The sequence below is a fragment of the Rathayibacter sp. AY1B7 genome, assembly GCF_002932735.1.
GTDB lineage: Bacteria > Actinomycetota > Actinomycetes > Actinomycetales > Microbacteriaceae > Rathayibacter.
Map to the genome: position 1 here is coordinate 1 of NZ_PSWK01000009.1, position 19169 is coordinate 19169.

The window sequence follows — 19169 nt, forward strand, 5'->3', positions numbered from 1 at the left end:
GCCGACCCGCTCCCCCGGCTCGAGGCGGTGCCCCGACGCGGGCTGGACGGCGCGCGGGCCGGAGGTGCGGCGGGACCTGCCGAGTCTCATCTGCCCAGACTAGGCCCCGGCGCATACCCCGCGCGGTATCCCCGGGGAGTGCTCATGCGGCGGCGCCGACCGCCGCCTGCTCCGGTGCCGGACCGACGGCGACCGGGCGCCGCGCGGGCAGCACGCCGACCCGCTCCCCCGGCTCGAGGCGGTGCCCCGACGCGTGCTGGACGGTGACCTCCTCGCCCGTCGACAGCCGGACTGTCGAGCGCCGCACCGGCCCCAGGAAGCTCGAGGCGAGGACGACTCCGGGCAGGGAGTCGGGAGCGCCGTCGGCCACGACGGCGAGGTCCTCGGGGCGGAGGAACACCGACACGGGTCCGTCGGCCGCCGCCGCGTCGACGAGCGGCAGGCGCACACCGAGCGCGAGGACCGATCCCGACGAGACCGTCCCCGCGACCACCGTCGAGAGGCCGACGAAGCGGGCCGTGAAGGCGGTCGCCGGGCGCGCGTAGAGGTCCTCCGGTGCACCCAGCTGCTCGATCCGCCCGGCGTTCATCACCGCGACGCGGTCGGCGACGGCGAGCGCCTCCTCCTGATCGTGCGTGACGAAGAACGTGGTGATGCCGATCTCGGACTGCAGGCGCTTGATCTCGTCGCGCAGCTGGACGCGGACCTTCGCGTCCAGTGCCGACAGAGGCTCGTCCAGTAGCAGCACCCGCGGCCGCGTGACGAGGGCGCGCGCGAGCGCCACCCGCTGCTGCTGGCCGCCGGAGAGCTCGTGCGCGTAGCGGTCGCCGAGGGCGCCGAGGCCCACGACCTCCAGCGCCTCCCCCGCGGCCGCCCGGCGCTCGCGCGCCCCGACTCCCCGGGTGCGCAGCCCGAACTCGACATTCTCGCGCGCCCGCAGGTGCGGGAAGAGCGAGTACGACTGGAAGACCATGCCCATGTCGCGCTTCGCGACGGGGACGTGGGCGACGTCCTCCTCGTCGACGAGGATCCGCCCCGCGTCGATCCGCTCGAGACCGCTGAGGGCGCGCAGGGCTGTGGTCTTGCCGCAGCCGGAGGGGCCGAGCAGCGCGATGAACTCACCCGGGGCCACGTCGAACGAGACGCCGTCGAGCGCTCGCGCGGAGCCGTAGTGCCGCTCCACGTCGACGAAGCGCACGCGGGCGCCGGGGAGGGTGGGAGCGGTCACGAGGAGCCTTTCGAGGAACGCGCCCGGCCCGTCGGCAGGCCGATCCGCGCGAGGCGGCCGATCCCGATCAGGAGGGCGAAGGCGAAGAGGAGGGAGAGCAGCGAGAAGATCACGGCGACGTAGGCGTCGGACTTCGACACCTGCACCAGGCCGGTCTGGAGGGTGGTGCGGCTGAGGAGCGAGGCGATCGTGTACTCGCCGAGAACGACTGCGACGGTGATCAGCGCGGCCGCGACCAGGCCCCGGCGCAGGTTCGGCAGGAGGACCCTCCCGAGCACCGCGAGCGGGCCCGCGCCGAGCGAGCGGGCCGCTTCCGAGAGCGTCACGGCGTCGAGACCGGCGAGGTCCGCCGCCACGGCGCGGTAGGCGTAGGGCAGGACCAGCACCCCGTAGGCGAGAGCGAGCGTCCACGGCGCGGAGCCGGCGAGCTCGGTGACCACGGAGTAGACCGGCGCGAGGCCGACGACGAGGACGATGGCGGGCACGGTCAGCGGGAGCAGGCAGACCAGCTCCAGAGCCCGGCGCAGGCGCGGGAGCCGGATCTCGACGAGCAGCATCGTCGGCACCAGCAGGACCAGGACGATGAGGGCGGTGACGACGGCGAGGACCAGCGAGTTTCCGATCCCCCGGAACAGCGAGCGGTAGGCGCGCTCGTTCTCCGGGTCGAGGATCGCCGTCCAGTGCGAGAGGTCGTGGCCGCCGGCGCCGCGGAGCGTGAACTCCGCCATCGCGACGATCGGGACGGCGAACACCAGCCCGGTGATCACAAGCACCGCCCCGGACAGGAGCCGCGCGGGCCTCATCGCTGCCACCGCCGGGCCCGGCGCTGCAGCAGCGCGTACCCGGACATCAGGACCACCATCACCGCGAGCATCCCGAGCGCGAGGGCGCCCGCGAGGTTCTCACGGCCCAGCACCGTCTCGCTGACCAGCGCGGCGCGGATCTGCAGGGGGACGATCTGCGCGCCCTGGCTGATCAGCGCCGCCGCGGTGGCGAAGGAGGAGAACGCGTTCGCGAACAGCAGCAGCACACAGCCGAGGAACGACGGCGCCAGCACCGGGAGGGCCACGTGCAGCCAGTAGCCGAGCCGGCCCCCGCCGAGCACCGCGTTCGCCTCGGCCCACTCCGGACGCAGGCCCTCGAGCGCGGGCAGGAACGTGAGCACCATCAGGGGCACCTGGAAGTAGAGGTAGGGCAGGACGAGCCCGGGCAGCTGGTAGAGCCACACGCCGTCGGCGTAGAGGTCGACGCCCGCTCCCGCGAGGAGGGTGGTCACCATCCCCTGCACGCCGATCGTCGCGATGAAGGCGAACGCGAGCATCACGCCGCCGAACTGCGCGAGGACGCTCGCCGCTGCATCGACGACGGTCCGGAGCGCCCCGCGCGGATCGGAGCCGAGCAGGGCCAGGCACACGACCGCGCCCAGCACCGCGCCGACGACGGCGGTGACGGCCGAGAGCCCGAGCGACGCGCCGAAGGCGGACAGCACGACGGGATCCCCGAGCGCCAGCACGTTCGCCGTGGTGAAGCGGCCGTCTCCGTCCGTGAATCCGGTCGCCACCGCGAGGACCGTGGGGACGGCCAGGAACAGCAGGACGTAGAGCGCGAAGGGGGCGACGCCCAGCACGGCCGGGGTGCCGCGCCGTCCCCGGAGCGCGGACGCCCCGGAGACGGCCTCGGCGGGAGCGGTGGTCACTGGATCGCCGCGGCCCACTTCTCGGCGAGGAGCGACGAGGCCGCCTCGGTCTGCTCCTCCGTGAACTGGACGAGGTCGGAGGGAGCGGCGCCGACGGCGTCGAGCGCGTCCTGGTCGACCGTGCCGGCCTCGGTCATCGCGGCCAGGCGCACCGGGTAGGCGCCGGCGGCGAGGTAGAGGTTCTGCGCGGCGTCGGAGTAGAGGTACTCCTGCCAGAGCCGCGCGGCCGCGGGGTGCGGAGCGTCGGCGTTGACCGCCTGGTTGTAGTAGCTGCCGACGGCGGAGCCCGGGAGGACGGTCGTCGTCCACTCGCGGGTGCCCTCGTTCGCCTTCCCGGCGGCGAGGTTGTTGTAGCTCCAGTCGAAGACGACCGGGGTCTCGCCCGAGGCGATGGTGGCGTCGGTCGGGTCCAGCGGCAGGAAGTTGCCGGCGTCGTTCAGCTTCTCGAAGAAGTCGATCCCCGCCTGGACGTCGTCGGCGGAGCCGCCGGACTGGAGAGCCGCGAGCTGCACTGCGGCCGCGGCGGCTCCCGCCTGGGTCGGGTCGCCGTTGATCGCGACCGAGCCGCGGTAGTCGGCGCCGAGGAGGTCCTCGAGCGACGTGGGCGCAGGCACCGCGGCCGCGTCGAACCCGATCGACATCAGGCCGGTGTAGTCGTTCACCCAGAGGCCCGACTCCTCCTTGTTCCCCTCGGGGATGTCGTCCCAGGACTCGACCTTGTACGGCGCGAACATGTCCGTGTTCGCCAGAGCGACGGCCGGCCCGAGGTCGAACACGTCGGGAGCGGTGTCCTGCCCGGCGAGGTTCTCCGCCGTGCTGATCTCCTCCGCGGAGGAGACGTCGGGGTCGGCGGAGTTCACGGTGATGCCGTACTCGTCCTCGAAGCCGCTGATCAGCTCGCCGTAGTTCGCCCAGGTGTCGGGCAGGGCGATGACGTTGAGCTCGCCCTCGGCCTTCGCGGCCTCGACCAGGGCGTCCAGCCCGCCGAGGTCCGCGGCGGACGTGGCGGACGCCGCGTCCGCGCCGCCGCCGTCGGACGAGGCGGTGGCGCCGCCGGAGCAGGCCGAGAGCGTGAAGACGAGGGCGGTGCCGGCGGCGGCGACCGCGGCGGTGCGCGACAGGCGCTGAATGGTCAAGGGTCCTCCAGGAGTCGGGTGGGCCGCCCCGGCGGGACGGCCTCGGGCACGGTAGGAGCGCCGCGAGTCGGCGAGGGAGCGCGGCGGTGAATGCCGGGCGAACGCCGGGGGCGAATCGGGGACGGCGATGTCGGGGGCGTTCGCTAGCGTGGGCGGACCATGACCGAGCAGCTCTCCCCCGCGCTGGCGCGCCGCATCGCCCTGGCGGCGCAGGGGTTCGGCCCCCGTCCGTCCCGGGTCGACGCGCGCCGGGTGCGCGCCGCCGTGGACCGGATCCGCCCGCTCCAGCTCGACTCGGTGAACGTCTTCGAGCGGAGCCACTACCTGCCGCTGCTCGCGCGGCTCGGCCCCTACGAGCGCTCCCTCCTCGACGCCGCGGCCTTCTCCCCCGACGGCCCCTACGTCGAGTACTGGGCACACGAGGCCGCCCTCGTCCGCCGCGAGGATCTCCCGCTCTACCGCTGGCGGATGGAGCACTACCGCCGGGTCCGCCTGCCCGAGCACGAGGGCTGGGCCCACGAGAACCGCGCCACCCTCGACTGGCTCCGCGCCGCGCTCGCCGACGGTCCCCTCCGCGCCTCCGAGGTCGAGCACGAGGCCAACGTCCGCACGGGCCCCTGGTGGGGCTGGTCCGACATCAAGCGCGGCCTCGAGGTCCTGTTCCGCTGGGGCGAGGTGGTGACGGCGGGGCGCACGCGCTTCGAGCGCTCCTACGGTCTCGCCGAGCGGCTCCTCTCGAGCGCGGTGCTCGATGCCGACGTGCCCCTCCCCGACGCCGTCCGCGAGCTCGTGCGCCGGGCGGCCCGGGCCCACGGGATCGGCACCCTCGGCGACCTGGCCGACTACCACCGGCTGCTCCAGTCCCCCACGCGCGTCGCGATCGACGAGCTGGTCGAGGCGGGCGAGCTCGAGCGCGTCGAGGTGCGCGGCTGGGAGCGGGGCGGGCGATCCGTGCCGCTCTGGCGGCACGTCGACGCCCGACGCCCCCGCACGCTCCGGGCGGACGCGCTCCTCTCGCCGTTCGACCCCGTGGTCTGGCACCGGCCGAGGGCCGAGCTGTTCTTCGGCTTCCGCTACCGGATCGAGATCTACACCCCGGCCGAGCAGCGGGTCCACGGCTACTACGTCCTCCCCGTGCTCCTCGACGACGTGATCGCTGCCCGGGTCGACCTCAAGAGCGAGCGCAAGCGCCGGATCCTCCTCGTGCAGGCCGCCTGGCTCGAGCCGGGGGCCCCGGCCGACACGCCGGAGCGGCTCGCCGCACTGCTGGTCGAGGCGGCGGCCTGGCAGGGCCTCGACGCCGTCGAGGTCGTCGGTCGCGGCGACCTCGCGGCCGCCCTCGCCGCAGCACTGAGGAGGATCGCGTGAGCGCGCCCGGCGGCGTCCTGGCGCTGGCGCTCTCGGAGCGCTGCGTCGCCCGTCTGCTCGAGCGCGGGAGCGTCGTCGGGGTCGGCACGGGCGAGCTCGCCCACGCGGCCGGCGTCTCCCTCCGGACCTTCCACCGGTACCTCGGCGGGAAGGAGGACTGCGTGCGCCCGGTGCTCGCCGCCGCGATCGCCGCGATGGGACGCGCCCTCCTCGAGCGCCCGGCCGCCGAGCCGCTGAACGCGGCGCTCGGCCACGCCTTCGCCGCGGCGGCCTCCGGTCCCCAGCTCGACCGCACCCTCCGGCTGATCCCCCTGCTCACCGAGACCTCGGCGATGCGCGCCGTCTGGGCGCAGTCGCTGCACGACGGCGAGGAGGCGCTGACGCCGTTCCTCGCGGAGCGGATGGGGCTCGGCCGCACATCCCCGCACCGGGCGGCCGTCCTGGCCACCGTCGTCCTCGCCCTGGTCCGGCGGGCGCTGGTCGACGCGGCCGCGAGCGGCATCGACCCGGCGCCGGTCTTCGCCGAGTACCTGACGACCGTCGACGGCGGTCCGCTCGCGGCTCCGACCGGATGACGTTCCGTCCGGCGTGGTAACGCGTGCCCCGCTGCCCGGGGTGAGATCCGGGCGGGCGGCGATCGGCGACGGGGCGGCCGCCGGATCGTCCTGCTAGAAGCGCGAGCCCATCTCGGAGAGGCGGGCGACGCGGTCCGCGATCGGCGGGTGGGTCGCGAAGAGGCGCGCGACCACCCCCGGCTTCGACGGGTCGGCGATCCAGAGGTGCGCCATCGAGCTGTTCTGCCGCTGCATCGGCCGGCCCGCGGACTCGAGCTTGAGCAGGGCGCGGGCGAGGGCGTCGGGGTGGCGGGTCGTCAGCGCGCTGGTCGCATCGGCGAGGTACTCGCGCTGGCGGGAGATCGAGAGCTGCACGACCGAGGCGACGATCGGCGCGAGGACCATCGACACCAGCCCGACGATCAGGAGCGCCGGGTTGCCCACGCCGTTGCCGTTGCCGCCCCGCCCGAAGAAGGCCAGGCGGAGGAAGGCGTCCGAGAGGAAGCCCACCGCGACGACGAGACCGAAGACGATCATCGAGACGCGGATGTCGTAGTTGCGGACGTGGCCCAGCTCGTGGGCCATCACGCCCTCCAGCTCGGCGTCGTCCATGATCGCGAGCAGGCCCGTCGTCGCAGCCACGACGGCGTGCTCGGGATCACGGCCGGTCGCGAACGCGTTCGGCGCCGGGTCGTCGATCAGGTACACCTCCGGCATCGGCGTGCCCGTCGCGATCGAGAGGTTCTCGACGATGCGGTACAGCCTCGGCTCGTCCGCCTTCTCCACCGCCACGCCGCCGCTGAGCGCGACCGCCTGGCGAGCGGCGAAGAAGTACTGGAAGAACGCGTACCCGGCGGCGATCACGAGCACCACCACGACGATCGTCGTGCTGCGGTAGACCGCTGCAGCCAGGGCGCCCAGGCCGCCGATGATCGCCAGGAACAGGACGAGGATCAGGACCGTGTTGCGCTTGTTGCGGGCGATCGCGCTGTACACGGCGGCTGCCTAGAACTGGACGCGCGGGGGCTCCGAGATCGCGGCGAGATCGCCGACCTCGAAGAACTCGCGCTCCGAGAAGCCGAGCCGACGCGAGAAGAGCGTGTTCGGGAAGACCTTCACCTTGGTGTTCATCTCGCGCACGCCGCCGTTGTAGAAGCGCCGGGCCGACTGGATCTTGTCCTCGGTGTCGACCAGCTCGCCCTGCAGCTGGAGGAAGTTCTGGCTCGCCTGCAGCTGGGGGTACGCCTCCGCGACCGCGAAGATCGACTTCAGCGCGCTCTGCATGTGGTCCTCGGCGACCGACGCCTCCGCCGGGCCCTGGGCCTGGAGCGTCTCGGCGCGAGCCTGCGTCACCGACTCGAAGACCTGGCGCTCGTGCGAGGCGTAGCCCTTCACGGAGTCGATCACGTTGGGGATCAGATCCGCACGGCGCTTCAGCTGGACGGTGATGTCGCTCCACGCCTCGTCCACGCGGACGTTGAGGGTGACCAGCGAGTTGTACGTCGCCCAGAGGTAGACCCCGAGGATGACGACGAGCGCGACGACGACGATGAGCGGGACGAGCCATTCCATGCCGTCCAGTGTAGGGACGGCGCGCTCCCCGGCACCTGTCGATGAGGCGCATTCGCAGGGGCGGGTCGGCCCTACTTGAGGGTCTTCTGCAGCAGGACGGTGCTGAGCCAGCGCTCGAACTTGAAGCCGACGCGGCCCATCCGGCCGACCTCGACGAATCCGAACTGCGCGTGCATCGCCAGCGACGCCTCCGCGCCCTTGTCGGCGATGACGGCCATGATCTGACGGATCCCCACGGCCTTCGCGCGCTCGAGGAGCTCGGCCATCAGCGCCCGGCCGAGGCCCTTGCCGGTGGAGGCCGCCCGCAGGTAGATCGAGTTCTCCACGGTGAAGCGGTACGCCCGCTTGGAGGACCACGGCGACACCATCGCGTAGCCGAGGATCTGGCCCGACGGCGAGACGGCCACGATGAAGGGCAGCCCGAGCTTCTGGTTGCGGGAGAACTTCGTGCGCCACTCCTTCAGAGTCGAGTCGTCCTCGTCGAAGGTCACCACCGTGTTGCGCACGTAGTGGTTGTAGATCTCGCGGATGTCCGGGAGGTCGGCGTCGCGGGCGTCGCGGATCTCGAACGAGAAGCCGGGCTCGGGAGGCGGCGCCTTCCGCAGGTGCGGCGGCAGGACGCGCCGGCTCTCGTACTCTTCCTCAAGCATCCGGCTCCCCTTCGGCTCCGCCCATCGATCCGGGCCAGCGTAGCCGCCCCGCGGGCGAGCGCCCGGTCACGCGAGAGCGCTCCAGTCGACCGGCTCCGCGCCGCGCTCCTCCAGGAGGGCGTTGGCGCGGCTGAACGGCCGGGAGCCGAAGAAGCCGCGCGAGGCCGACAGCGGGCTGGGGTGCGCGCTCTCGATCACTCCGGCCTCCCCCAGCATCGGGCGGAGCGACGCAGCGTCGCGGCCCCAGAGGATCGCGACGAGAGGCGCGTCCCGGGCGGCCAGCGTGCGGATCGCGTGCTCGGTGACCACCTCCCAGCCCTTCCCGCGGTGCGAGGCGGGAGCGCCGGGGGCGACGGTGAGGACCCGGTTGAGCAGCATCACGCCGCTCGAGATCCAGCCGCTGAGGTCGCCGTGCTCGGGCGGCTCGACGCCGAGATCGTCCCGGAGCTCGCGGTGGATGTTCTGCAGGCTCCTCGGCAGCGGGCGCACGTGGCGCTCGACCGCGAAGGACAGCCCGATCGGGTGCCCGGGCGTCGGGTACGGGTCCTGTCCGACGATGAGGACGCGCACGTCCGCGAGCGGGGCGGCGAAGGCGCGGAGCACGTCGCGGCCCGCGGGGAGGTAGGGCCGACCGGCCGCGACCTCGCCGCGGAGGAAGTCGCCCATCGCGGCGATGTCCCCGGCGACGGGGGCGAGCGCCTCCGCCCAGCCCCTGTCGATCAGTCCCGAGGCCGCGAGCTCCGCGAGGTCCACCGGGTCAGCCCGCCGCGAGCGTCGCGACGACGACTCCGGCGTCGCTGCCGCTCACGCGCCACACCGAGCCGGCGCCGCCGACGCGGAGCGCGCCGGTGCCGACGATCAGCACGGTGGACTCGTCGAGCGCGACGCCGCCGTCGACCAGGCCCGCCTCGACGGCCGCGACCAGGCGGCCGAGGGTCCCCCACTGCGCCGCGTGCACGTCGACCGTCACGTCGATGAGACCGATGCCCTCGAGCACCGTGACCTCGTCGAGCTCCTCCGCCGCGCCCTCCGGGACGACGGCGACGCCGCCGATCCGGTGGCCGCCGACGAGGGCGCGGTCGGCCGCGACGGCGGCTCCCGCCGAGTAGCCGGCGTACGGCACTCCGGAGGAGACGAGATCGCGCAGCCGCGGGAAGCAGGCCTCGAGCGCGTCGCGGTAGGCCGGGGTCAGCCCTCCGCCGACGAAGATCCCGTCGACGTCGTCGAAGACCGCGGGATCGATCCGGCCGCCCTCCGGCTTCATCACGGCGAACGCGTCGAGCGGGCCGACCGTCGCGAGCAGTGCCGCGTAGCCGGCGTAGGCCTCCGGGCCGAGCCCGTCGTGGACGACGACGATCGCGATGCGCGGGCCCTCGATCCGGCCGGCGTCGACCGCGTGGGCGCGCGCCTCCGCGAGGAACGCCCCGTACAGCTGCTGGTCGTGCTCGACGCCGCCTCCGCCGCCGATGAGGTGGACGCTCACTCGTCGTCCTCGGCGAGGGCTCCGTCCACCGGGGGCAGAGCCGACCAGGGGAAGACGATCCAGCGCGGGGTGCGGCGCCAGAAGAAATCGGGCTCGAGCACCGTGCGCGGCTTCGTGTAGAGGGTCACGGTGCGCACCTCGGCACCCATCGCGCGGATGAGCTTCACCGAGAGGGCGAGGGTGTGGCCGGAGTCGGAGACGTCGTCGACCAGGAGGATGCGCTTGCCGCGCACGGACGCCTCGTCGAGCAGCGGCGGCAGTACCACGGGCTCCGCCAGGCGCGCCTCGACGCCGGTGTAGAACTCGACGTTCAGCGCGCCGCAGCTCTTGATGCCGAGCGCGTAGGCCACGGCGCCCGCGAGGAGCAGACCGCCGCGCGCGATGGCGACGACCAGCTCCGGCCGGTAGCCCGACGCGACCACGTCGTCGGCCAGGTGCCGAGCGGCGTCGCCGAACTCGAGCCAGCCGAGCACCTCCTTCTCCGTGGCGGCGAGGAGGGCGGCGGAGTCGTCGGCGTCGGAAACCATGAGGGACAGGCTAGGCCGTCGCGGGCCTCCGCGTCACATCGGTCAGGCGCGCGGGGCCAGGGGTCCCTTCGCGACCTTGTGCGGGGCCGCCTGCGCGACCGGCTTGATGGTCACCAGGTCGAGGTTGACGTGGGCGGGGAGCTCCACCGAGGAGACGATCGCGGCGGCGACGTCCTCCGCGACCAGCGGGTCGGGGACCTCGGCGTAGACCGCGTCGGCGCGCTCCCGGTCGCCGCCGAAGCGGACCAGCGAGAACTCGTCCGTCTGCACCATCCCCGGCGCGATCTCGATCACTCGGATCGGCTCGCCGGCCAGCTCGAGCCGCAGCACGGCGACCAGCGCGTGCGCGGCGTGCTTGGCGGCGTTGTACCCGCCTCCGCCCTCGTAGGCGACGTGGCCGGCGATCGAGGTGACCGTCACGATGTCCGCGGAGGTGCCGCTCCCCCGGATCCCGGCGCGCAGCAGCGGGAGCAGCGCGCTGGTCACGAGCTTCACCGAGAGCACGTTGATCTCGAACATGCGGCGCCAGTCCTCGGGGTCGGACCTCTCGACCGAGTCGAGTCCGAGCGCGCCGCCCGCGTTGTTCACGAGGGCGTGCACGGGCCCGGAGGAGGAGAGGTGGTCGCGCAGAGCGTCGACCTGGGCGGCGTCGGTGAGGTCGGCGGCGAAGTACCCGGCGCCGGTCTCGGCGGCGAGCGCCTCCAGCCGGTCGCGCCGGCGCGCGACGGCGACGACCTCCCAGCCGTGCTCGCGGAACAGGCGGACCGCGGCCGCCCCGATCCCTGAACTCGCTCCTGTCACGACAACGCGTCGATCCACGCCCGTCCCCTTCCGTCAAGCCTCGGACACCCTCGACTCCGTCGTCGCAGCCCAACGCTAGTCTGGCCGCGTGCCGCCCGCCGACCCGGTTCCCGCGACCGCCGGGACAGCCGTCACCCCGAAGCGCCGCGTTCCCCTCTGGGACAACGCGCGCTTCGTCTGCGTGACCCTCGTCGTGATCGGGCACGGCGTCCAGAGGCTGACGGCCAACTCCGACACCTCGCTCATCGTCTACCTGACGATCTACGCCTTCCACATGCCGGCGTTCGCGATCATCTCGGGCTACTTCTCCAAGAGCGGCGCCCCGAGCGGGCGCGCGATGCGGCGGGTGCTGACCGACATCCTCCTGCCCTACCTGATCATGGAGACGATCTGGACCCTGGTGCAGTTCCTGGTCGAGGGCAAGCAGGAGTTCAACCCGACGAAGCCGAGCTGGACGCTGTGGTTCCTGCTCGCGCTGGGCATCTTCCGCCTCGTCCTCCCCTACCTGGCGCTGCTGCGCTGGCCGCTGCTGATCAGCGTGGTGCTCGCGGTCGGGGTCAGCTACTACGACAACATCGACTCGACCTTCTCGCTCGCACGCGCGATCGGGATCCTGCCGTTCTTCGTGTTCGGCTGGCGCCTGCGCGGCTTCGCCCCCGGCGGCCGCTCCGCCGTCGACCGCTGGCTCGATCAGCCGCCGTCGCGGGTGCTCCTCGCCCGGATCCTCGCCGTCGTCCTCTTCGCGATCACGGCGGTCGTCATGACCGTCAACATCGAGGCGTTCCGAGCGGCGGACCTGCGCTACTGGTTCTTCTACGACCGCCCCTACGACGCCCTCGGCGAGACCCAGTGGTGGGCCGGGCTGGTGCGGCTGGCCCTGATGGCCGGAGCGGTCGTGCTCTCGCTCGCGCTCTTCGCGCTGGTTCCGCGCCGCCGCACCCCGCTCACCGCCTGGGGGCAGTCGACGATGTACGTCTACCTCCTCCACAGCTTCGTCCTCTATCCGCTGCGGGAGTCCGGGATCCTCTCGCGGACGGAGAGCACGCTCGCCCTCGTGCTGATGATCGTGTTCTGCATCGCGGTCTCGGTCGCGCTCTCACTGGGCTGGACCCGCACCGTCTTCCACCGGCTGGTCGAGCCCCGCGCGGCCTGGCTCTTCGCCCCGCCAGCCGACGAGAGGCCCCGGCGCCCGGACCGCGCCGACCCCACGGGCGCCAAGCGCGACCGGCAGCCCGAGCGGCGCTGACGGCCGTTACCCCGTGTGTCGGCGGTCCTGGCCGCCCGGCGGGCCCCCGCGTACGCTCGTCGCGACGGAGAACGGCCCCGTCCCCGACCCCGACGATCCGATGGGAAGCACCATGACCGACTCCGACCAGTGGCAGTTCGAGACCAAGCAGATCCACTCGGGCGCCGCGCCGGACCCGGTGACCAAGGCCCGCGCGACGCCGATCTACCAGACCACCTCCTACGTCTTCGACAACGCGGAGCACGCCCAGAACCTGTTCGCGCTGGCCGAGTTCGGGAACATCTACACCCGCATCCAGAACCCGACCCAGGCGGTCGTGGAGGAGCGGCTCACCGCCCTCGAGGGCGGCTCCGGCGCCCTGCTGCTCGCCTCGGGCCAGGCCGCCGAGACCGCGGCCGTGCTGAACATCGCCCAGGCCGGCGACCACATCGTCTCGTCGTCCTCGATCTACGGCGGCACCTACAACCTCTTCAAGTACACCCTCGCCAAGCTCGGCATCGAGACGACCTTCGTCGAGAACCAGGACGACCGCGAGGAGTGGCGCCGCGCCGTCCGCCCGAACACGAAGCTGTTCTTCGCCGAGACCGTCGGCAACCCCAAGATCAACATCCTCGACATCCGCACCGTGGCCGATGTCGCGCACGACGCCGGCGTGCCCCTGATCGTGGACAACACCATCGCGACGCCCTACCTGATCCGCCCCTTCAAGCACGGCGCGGACATCATCGTGCACTCGGCGACGAAGTTCCTCGGCGGCCACGGCACGGTCATCGGCGGAGCGATCGTCGACGGCGGCCGCTTCTCGTGGACCGCGAACGCCGAGCGCTTCCCCGGCCTCACCACGCCGGACGAGTCCTACCACGGTGCCGTCTACACCGACGCGGTCGGCGACTCCCTCGCCTACATCATCAAGGCCCGCGTGCAGCTGCTGCGCGACCTCGGCGCCTCGATCGCCCCGGCGAGCGCCTGGCAGCTCATCCAGGGCATCGAGACCCTCTCGCTCCGGATCGAGCGCCACGTGCAGAACGCGCAGGAGATCGCGGAGTACCTCGAGAACCACTCCGACATCGCCTCGGTGAACTACTCGGGCCTGCCCACCTCGCCCTGGTACGCCGCGGCCAACCGCTACGCGCCGAAGGGCGTGGGCGCGGTGCTCTCGTTCGAGCTCAAGGGCGGAGTGGATGCCGGCCGGGCCTTCGTCGACTCGCTGGAGCTGTTCTCGCACCTGGCCAACATCGGCGACGTCCGCTCGCTCGTCATCCACCCCGCGTCGACCACGCACTCGCAGCTCTCGCCCGAGCAGCAGCTGACCGCCGGCGTCACTCCGGGCCTGGTGCGCCTGTCGGTGGGACTCGAGAACGTCGACGACCTCCGCGCCGACCTCGACCAGGCCCTCCGCGCCGCGCGCGCTGTTGTCGAGGCCTCCCGCGCGAACGCCTGAGGCCCCTCGGCGCCCTGACGGGGTCCCCGTCCTCGGGGATCGCGTCGGGGCTCCGCGCGCGGGTGGAGGAGCGCGGGAGCAGGGCGTAACAAACGGCTCCGCCCCGCGGCGCTCTGACACGATGGACAGCGCTATGGACTGGCAGCAGACACTCGAGGACACGGTCCCGTCGGCGTTCGTCACCGAGCGCCAGCTCCTCTCGGTCATCGGCAAGCCGCCCGCCACCGGAGCCTGGCGCGACGGCGACCACCCGGGCGGACGCCGTTTCGTCGACCTCGGCCCGTTCGACTTCGAGGCGGGCGGCCGACTCCCCCACGCCCGCATCGCCTACGAGAGCTGGGGCGCGCTGAACGAGCGCCGCGACAACGCCGTCCTCGTCCTGCACGCGCTGACCGGCGACTCCCACCTGCTCGGCCGCGGCGATCCCGGCCACGCGACGGACGGCTGGTGGTCGGGACTCGTCGGCCCCGGCCTCGTGATCGACACCGACCGCTTCTTCGTGGTCGCCCCGAACATGCTCGGCGGCTGCCAGGGCTCCAGCGGTCCCGCGTCCCTCGCCCCCGACGGCCACGAGTGGGGCGCACGGTTCCCGTACACGAGCATCCGCGACCAGGTACGGGCGCAGGTGCAGTTCAGCGACCTGCTCGGCGTCGAGCGCTGGCACACCGTCATCGGCGGCTCGATGGGCGGGATGCAGGCGCTGGAGTGGGGGATCGACCACGCGGAGCGGGTCGCGCGCCTCGCGGTCCTGGCCGCTCCCCCGCGGGCCACGGCCGACCAGATCGCCCTCAACTTCGTGCAGCTCGAGGCGATCCGCAACGACGCGGCCTTCGCGGGCGGCTCCTACTACGACGCCGGCGACGGCCAGGGCCCGTACCACGGCCTCGCGCTCGCCCGCCGGATGGCACTGCTCAACTACCGCAGCCCCTCCGAGCTCAACGACCGCTTCGAGCGCAGCTGGCAGTCGGGGCTCAGCCCGCTCGGCGGCGGCGGCCGCTTCGCCGTGGAGTCGTACCTCGACTTCCACGGCAACAAGTTCACGCGCCGCTTCGACGCGAACAGCTACATCACGCTCGTCGAGGCGATGAACTCGCACGACGTCGGCCGCGGCCGGGGCGGCGAGGCGGCCGCCCTCTCCCGGATCACCAGCCCGACCCTCGTCCTCGGCATCGACAGCGACCGGCTCTTCCCGGTCGAGGGCCAGCGGATCATCGCGGCGCACGCTCCCGGCGCCCTCGACGGCGGAGAGGTCGCGGTGATCACCTCGACGTTCGGCCACGACGGGTTCCTCATCGAGGACGACGCGGTCGGCGCGCACCTCGCCCGGCTGCTGGCGCATCCCGCGACGGCCTGACCCGCCCGGCCCCGGCGCGGTTCGACGCCCCGAACCGCTCCGACCGGCCCGGGCAGTGGCTATCGTGAGACGGGGGCCAGCCCCGCGCCACGACCGGAGGGGGCCAGAGCGTGCCGATGATCCGCAGCGCCCGCGAGCGCGACCGGCTGCTGCGCCACTCCGCCTGCGGGATCGGCCTGCTCACGGAGGCGGGGGCGCTCGGCATGGCCCTCATCCCCGGGACGCTCCAGCCCGCCGCCGTGCCGTTCGCTGTCGCGCTGCTCCTGGGCATGATGGCCGCCCACGTCGAGCTCGCCCGGACGGGGCGCCGCAGCCGCGTGATCGCGGTCGCCGTCGGCGGCCTGCTGCTGGGCTGGGGCCTCGCCCTGGGGCTCGCTCCGGGCGCCGACTTCGCCGGGTTCGTCCTGGTCAACACCGCGAACGCCGTGACCGCGAGCATCGCCGTGGTCGTGACGACGTCCGCGCGCCGCCTGCTCCTGCTGCTGCCGGTGCTCCTCCCGAGCCTGATCCCGTCGGTGCTCGTCTCGAGCGGCACCATGATCCCCACCGTGGTCGTCCAGAGCCTGCTGCCCTGGGGCACGCTCTGCGGCTTCGCCCTCTGGATCGGCACAGCGGTCCCGCGGGTGGTGCGGCGGATCGACAGCATCGGCAACGCCCACCGCGTGGAGCGCCTCGCCAGCGAGACGGAGGCGCAGCGCCGGCAGGGCGCGCGGCTCCTGCACGACACGGTGCTGGCCACCCTCACGCTCCTCGCGCACTCGGGCCGCGGAGTGTCGGTCGACGCGCTCCGGCAGCAGGCGGCGCAGGACGCGCAGCTCCTGCGCCAGCTCCGGCTCGGCGGGACCCCCACCCCGAGCGCGTCCGGCTCCTACCAGCTGACCAGCGTCACCTCCGCCCCCGCGGCCAACACCCTCGAGACCGTCCGCAACCGCTTCGGCCGGATGGGGCTCGACGTGATCTGGCACGGCTCCGGCCAGGTGGCGCTCACCGGCGCGGCCCTCGACTCCTTCGTGCTCGCCCTGGCGGAGTGCCTCGAGAACGTGCGCCGCCACTCCGGCGTCGCCTCGGCCGACGTGACGATCACCGAGGACGAGACGACCGTCCGCGCGATGGTCACGGACGCGGGCGCGGGCTTCGACATCGCGACCGTCCCCGACACGAAGCTCGGCTTCAAGGAGTCGGTGATCGCCCGGCTCGGCGACGTCGGCGGCCGCACCAGACTGTTCAGCGCCCCCGGATCGGGGACGACCGTGGTGCTGGAGGTCCCCAAGTGAGCCCCGCGCCGGAGTCGCGGGCCCCGCTGCTGGGACGCGTGCCCGCGACGCACGGCCGCTCCTCCCGGTCCGCCCGCTCGGTCCGCCGCCAGCAGGAGGGGCTCGGCACCAACTACCTCGGCAGCGGCCTCAACGGCATCGCCGCCGCGATCCTCGCCTACGAGCTGCTGATCTTCCTCTCGACCTCCGCCCGCTACAGCGACCTCGCACCCGCGGCGATCGCCTGGGTCCTCGTCGTCCTGGCCTTCGGGTCCACCGTCCTCGCGATCCACCTCGGCGGACGCCGCCTGCCGCTCCCGGTCTACCTCTGCTTCCTCGTCGCCCTCGGAGCCGCCGTCGTGCTCGACCTGGTGGCCGTGACCGACTCCGGCGCGGCCCGCACCGTCCCCACCGCCGCGGTCGCGGGCGCCGTCGCGCACGCCGCGCTGATCGTCCACCGGCGCGGGATCGAGATCCTCGCGGTGAGCGCCCTCGTCGCGATCGCCGAGGTGATCGCGTTCCTCTCGATGGAGTCGGGCGGCGCGGGCGCGCTCTCGGTGCGCATCAGCGCCCTCGTGGTGACGATCGCGCCGGCCGTCGTCGTGGTCGTGATGATGCGCGGATTCCGCCGGATGGTCCAGCTCGAGATCGACCGCGCCCTCGTGCAGAGCACCACGCTCGGCCCGCGCTATGCGGTCGGGATGCTCGCCTCGGAAGAGCTCGCACGGCTCGACCTCGCCGCCGAGCGCCTCCTCGCCGAGGTGGGCGACGGCTCGGTCCGCCTGCCCCTCGACGCCCAGCGCGCCGCGCACGCGACCTCGCTCGCCACCCAGCTCCGCCTCCACCTCATCGAGGGGCGGCGCGAGACCTGGCTGCACCACGCCGTGCTCGAGTCCGAGCTGCTCGCGCCGCTCGTCGAGCTCGACGACCCGGACGGCACCGCCGGGCTCCTCGGGCACCAGCAGCGCGACGGGCTCCTCTCGGCGATCTGGCTGATCGCCGACAGCGCGACCGGGCTCGCCGTGGTCCTCCACGTCGAGTCGGGCAGCCCCCGCGATCCCGGAGCCGGGACGGCCGCCCGAGGACTGCTCGTGCCGATCACGCTCCGCTCCTCAGGCGCGCCCTTGCGCGGCGTCGATCCTGCGACGTGGGAGGCTATCGCTCAGGTCGGCGTCTTCCGCGACACCTCGCGCGACGGGGAGCTCCGGATCGAGATCGACTGCCTGGTCGAGAATCCCGCCGACCGGTGAGCAGCCGCCGAGAGACCGCCGACGACCGCCGACCGAAGGACACCGATGACACCCACCGCTGACGCGAAGATCACTCTCGCGGTCGTGGACGACCACAAGATGCTCCTCGGAGCGCTCACGGAGTGGATCCGCGGAGCCGCCTCCGACATCCAGCTGGTGGCCGCGGTCGCCTCCTGGCCCGAGCTGCTCACGCACCCCGAGTTCCCCGTCGACGTCGTGCTCCTCGACCTCGACCTCAAGGACAACATCCCGATCTCGGTGAAGCTCTCGACCCTCAAGACCACCGGGGTGAAGACCGTGCTGATGAGCACCTACTCCGAGCCCGCCGTGGTCCGCGAGGCACTCGCCTCCGGAGCCCTCGGCTACCTCGTGAAGACCGAGGACGCGGACATGATCGTCGAGGCGATCCGCGCGGCCAAGGACGGCCACTCCTACATCTCGCACGAGCTCGACATGGCGCTCTCCACCGGCGACTCCGACGGAGCGCCGAAGCTCAGCGCGCAGGAGCGCCGCGTGATGGCCCTCTACGGCGGCGGCGAGCCGGTCAAGTCGGTCGCGTTCGAGCTGGGCATCTCGGAGGAGACCGCGAAGTCGTACCTCAAGCGGATCCGCGAGAAGTACCGCGTCGTCGGCATCGACGTCGGCACGAAGGTGGCGCTCCGCAAGCGCGCCATCCACGACGGGATCCTCATCGAGACGGACTGAGTCCTCTTCCGCGGCGGTCCCCGCCCGCCGCGGCGCGGTCGGCTTCACGACGTGGTGCGTTCCGCAGAGCGGGGTGCGTCGCCCGGCATCGATCCGCTGACACGCGGATCGCTGTCGGCGGGCTCCAGGGGGGCGGCGGTCCCCGCCCGCCGCGGCGCGGTCGACTTCACGACGCGGTGCGCTCCGCAGAGCGGGGCGCGTCGCCCGGCATCGATCCGCTGACACGCGGATCGCTGTCGGCGGGCTCCACGAGGGCGCGGCGGTCCCCGCCCGCCGCGGCGCGGTCGGCTTCACGACGTAGTGCGATCCGCAGAGCGGGGCGCGTCGCCCGGCATCGATCCGCTGACACGCGGATCGCTGTCGGCGGGCTCCACGAAGGCGCGGCGGTCCCCGCCCGCCGCGGCGCGGTCGGCTTCACGACGTAGTGCGATCCGCAGAGCGAGGTGCGTCGCCAGGCATCGATCCGCTGACACGCGGATCGCTGTCGGCGGGCTCCACGAAGGCGCGGCGGTCCCCGCCCGCCACGGCGCGATCGGCTTCACGACGTGGTGCGTTCCGCGGAGCGAGGTGCGTCGCCAGGCATCGATCCGCTGACACGCGGATCGCTGTCGGCGGGCTCCACGAGGGCGCGGCGGTCCCCGCCCGCCACGGCGCGATCGGCTTCACGACGTGGTGCGTTCCGCGGAGCGAGGTGCGTCGCCCGGCATCGATCCGCTGGCACGCGGATCGCTGTCGGCGGGCTCCACCTCGTCGAGCGGCGGCCACCTGCTCCTGCGATCGAGCAGGGCGGGCGTGCCTGAGTCGTGCCGGTCGAGTAGCCGCGGGACGCGGCGTATCGAGACCCACCAGGCACGGGCAACGGGTCGATGCTGGTCGAGAGGCCGCGGGACGCGCGGCATCGAGAC

Annotated in this window: 19 protein-coding genes; 8 read left to right on the top strand and 11 right to left on the bottom strand. The window is 73.2% G+C overall.

Annotation, left to right across the window (positions count from 1 at the left end; genetic code table 11):
• Positions 1-142 precede the first annotated feature (142 nt).
• Genes C5C95_RS06780 through C5C95_RS06795 form a run of 4 tightly spaced genes read right to left on the bottom strand, consistent with a single transcriptional unit; the run spans position 143 to position 4060 of the window.
• A complete protein-coding gene (locus C5C95_RS06780; protein ID WP_104249531.1) occupies positions 143-1228 on the bottom strand; it encodes an ABC transporter ATP-binding protein in 1086 nt (361 codons plus the stop codon).
• Positions 1225-2001 carry an ABC transporter permease subunit gene (locus C5C95_RS06785; RefSeq protein WP_308471517.1) on the bottom strand — a complete coding sequence of 259 codons (777 nt, stop codon included), beginning with the start codon at positions 1999-2001 and terminating at the stop codon, positions 1225-1227. The genes C5C95_RS06780 and C5C95_RS06785 overlap by 4 nt, the downstream gene beginning before the upstream one ends.
• Before the next feature lie 26 nt (positions 2002-2027).
• On the bottom strand, positions 2028-2924 hold the full coding sequence (locus C5C95_RS06790) for an ABC transporter permease subunit (RefSeq protein ID WP_104324150.1): 897 nt from the start codon (positions 2922-2924) through the stop codon (positions 2028-2030).
• Complete coding sequence (locus C5C95_RS06795) at positions 2921-4060, bottom strand: ABC transporter substrate-binding protein (RefSeq protein WP_104283387.1); 1140 nt, start codon at positions 4058-4060, stop codon at positions 2921-2923. The genes C5C95_RS06790 and C5C95_RS06795 overlap by 4 nt, the downstream gene beginning before the upstream one ends.
• A 159-nt stretch (positions 4061-4219) precedes the next feature.
• On the opposite strand from C5C95_RS06795, the gene C5C95_RS06800 reads away from it, so the two are divergent.
• A complete protein-coding gene (locus C5C95_RS06800) occupies positions 4220-5428 on the top strand; it encodes a winged helix-turn-helix domain-containing protein (RefSeq protein WP_104324109.1) in 1209 nt (402 codons plus the stop codon).
• The gene (locus C5C95_RS06805) at positions 5425-6003 is read left to right on the top strand and encodes a TetR/AcrR family transcriptional regulator (protein ID WP_104224435.1); all 579 of its coding nucleotides are present in this window, start codon (positions 5425-5427) and stop codon (positions 6001-6003) included. Before C5C95_RS06800 ends, C5C95_RS06805 begins: the two co-directional genes overlap by 4 nt.
• Positions 6004-6096: 93 nt before the next feature.
• Here C5C95_RS06805 and C5C95_RS06810 read toward each other — a convergent pair whose 3' ends face one another.
• From C5C95_RS06810 to C5C95_RS06840, 7 genes are all read right to left on the bottom strand, one after another.
• Positions 6097-6978, bottom strand: a complete 882-nt coding sequence (locus tag C5C95_RS06810) for a M48 family metalloprotease (protein WP_104324110.1) — start codon at positions 6976-6978, stop codon at positions 6097-6099.
• A 9-nt stretch (positions 6979-6987) separates the two neighbouring features.
• The gene (locus C5C95_RS06815) at positions 6988-7554 is read right to left on the bottom strand and encodes a LemA family protein (RefSeq protein ID WP_104225511.1); all 567 of its coding nucleotides are present in this window, start codon (positions 7552-7554) and stop codon (positions 6988-6990) included.
• A gap of 71 nt (positions 7555-7625) precedes the next feature.
• Positions 7626-8204 carry a GNAT family N-acetyltransferase gene (locus C5C95_RS06820; RefSeq protein WP_104224438.1) on the bottom strand — a complete coding sequence of 193 codons (579 nt, stop codon included), beginning with the start codon at positions 8202-8204 and terminating at the stop codon, positions 7626-7628.
• 66 nt (positions 8205-8270) lie between these two features.
• The gene (locus C5C95_RS06825; RefSeq protein WP_104324111.1) at positions 8271-8957 is read right to left on the bottom strand and encodes a uracil-DNA glycosylase; all 687 of its coding nucleotides are present in this window, start codon (positions 8955-8957) and stop codon (positions 8271-8273) included.
• Positions 8958-8961: 4 nt separating this feature from the next.
• Entirely contained in the window at positions 8962-9687 is a 726-nt protein-coding gene (locus C5C95_RS06830) for a peptidase S51 (RefSeq protein ID WP_104224440.1), read from the bottom strand.
• The gene (locus C5C95_RS06835; RefSeq protein WP_104224441.1) at positions 9684-10214 is read right to left on the bottom strand and encodes a phosphoribosyltransferase; all 531 of its coding nucleotides are present in this window, start codon (positions 10212-10214) and stop codon (positions 9684-9686) included. Before C5C95_RS06835 ends, C5C95_RS06830 begins: the two co-directional genes overlap by 4 nt.
• 42 nt (positions 10215-10256) lie before the next feature.
• Positions 10257-11033: an SDR family NAD(P)-dependent oxidoreductase gene (locus tag C5C95_RS06840; RefSeq protein ID WP_258067581.1), complete on the bottom strand. Its 777-nt coding sequence runs from the start codon at positions 11031-11033 to the stop codon at positions 10257-10259.
• Positions 11034-11103: 70 nt separating this feature from the next.
• Here C5C95_RS06840 and C5C95_RS06845 point away from each other — a divergent pair, with 70 nt between their 5' ends.
• The 6 genes from C5C95_RS06845 to C5C95_RS06870 all read left to right on the top strand — a co-directional run bounded on the left by C5C95_RS06845 (position 11104) and on the right by C5C95_RS06870 (position 18264).
• Positions 11104-12261, top strand: coding sequence for an acyltransferase family protein (locus C5C95_RS06845; RefSeq protein ID WP_104324112.1), 1158 nt, complete (start codon positions 11104-11106; stop codon positions 12259-12261).
• 112 nt (positions 12262-12373) lie between these two features.
• A complete protein-coding gene (locus tag C5C95_RS06850; RefSeq protein ID WP_104324151.1) occupies positions 12374-13702 on the top strand; it encodes a bifunctional o-acetylhomoserine/o-acetylserine sulfhydrylase in 1329 nt (442 codons plus the stop codon).
• A 133-nt stretch (positions 13703-13835) separates the two neighbouring features.
• On the top strand, positions 13836-15056 hold the full coding sequence (locus tag C5C95_RS06855) for a homoserine O-acetyltransferase (RefSeq protein WP_104232776.1): 1221 nt from the start codon (positions 13836-13838) through the stop codon (positions 15054-15056).
• A gap of 116 nt (positions 15057-15172) precedes the next feature.
• On the top strand, positions 15173-16330 hold the full coding sequence (locus C5C95_RS06860) for a sensor histidine kinase (protein ID WP_104224445.1): 1158 nt from the start codon (positions 15173-15175) through the stop codon (positions 16328-16330).
• Positions 16331-16368: 38 nt separating this feature from the next.
• Complete coding sequence (locus C5C95_RS06865; protein ID WP_104255275.1) at positions 16369-17559, top strand: hypothetical protein; 1191 nt, start codon at positions 16369-16371, stop codon at positions 17557-17559.
• 45 nt (positions 17560-17604) lie between these two features.
• Entirely contained in the window at positions 17605-18264 is a 660-nt protein-coding gene (locus tag C5C95_RS06870) for a response regulator (RefSeq protein ID WP_104224447.1), read from the top strand.
• Positions 18265-19169: the final 905 nt, after the last annotated feature.

Excerpts from the sequence above, each read along its gene's own strand:
- C5C95_RS06820 (WP_104224438.1), bottom strand. The coding sequence starts at position 8,204 with ATGCTTGAGGAAGAGTACGAGAGCCGGCGCGTCCTGCCGCCGCACCTG.
- C5C95_RS06860 (WP_104224445.1), top strand. The coding sequence starts at position 15,173 with ATGATCCGCAGCGCCCGCGAGCGCGACCGGCTGCTGCGCCACTCCGCC.
- C5C95_RS06850 (WP_104324151.1), top strand. The coding sequence starts at position 12,374 with ATGACCGACTCCGACCAGTGGCAGTTCGAGACCAAGCAGATCCACTCG.
- C5C95_RS06800 (WP_104324109.1), top strand. The coding sequence starts at position 4,220 with ATGACCGAGCAGCTCTCCCCCGCGCTGGCGCGCCGCATCGCCCTGGCG.
- C5C95_RS06835 (WP_104224441.1), bottom strand. The coding sequence starts at position 10,214 with ATGGTTTCCGACGCCGACGACTCCGCCGCCCTCCTCGCCGCCACGGAG.
- C5C95_RS06855 (WP_104232776.1), top strand. The coding sequence starts at position 13,836 with ATGGACTGGCAGCAGACACTCGAGGACACGGTCCCGTCGGCGTTCGTC.
- C5C95_RS06815 (WP_104225511.1), bottom strand. The coding sequence starts at position 7,554 with ATGGAATGGCTCGTCCCGCTCATCGTCGTCGTCGCGCTCGTCGTCATC.
- C5C95_RS06870 (WP_104224447.1), top strand. The coding sequence starts at position 17,605 with ATGACACCCACCGCTGACGCGAAGATCACTCTCGCGGTCGTGGACGAC.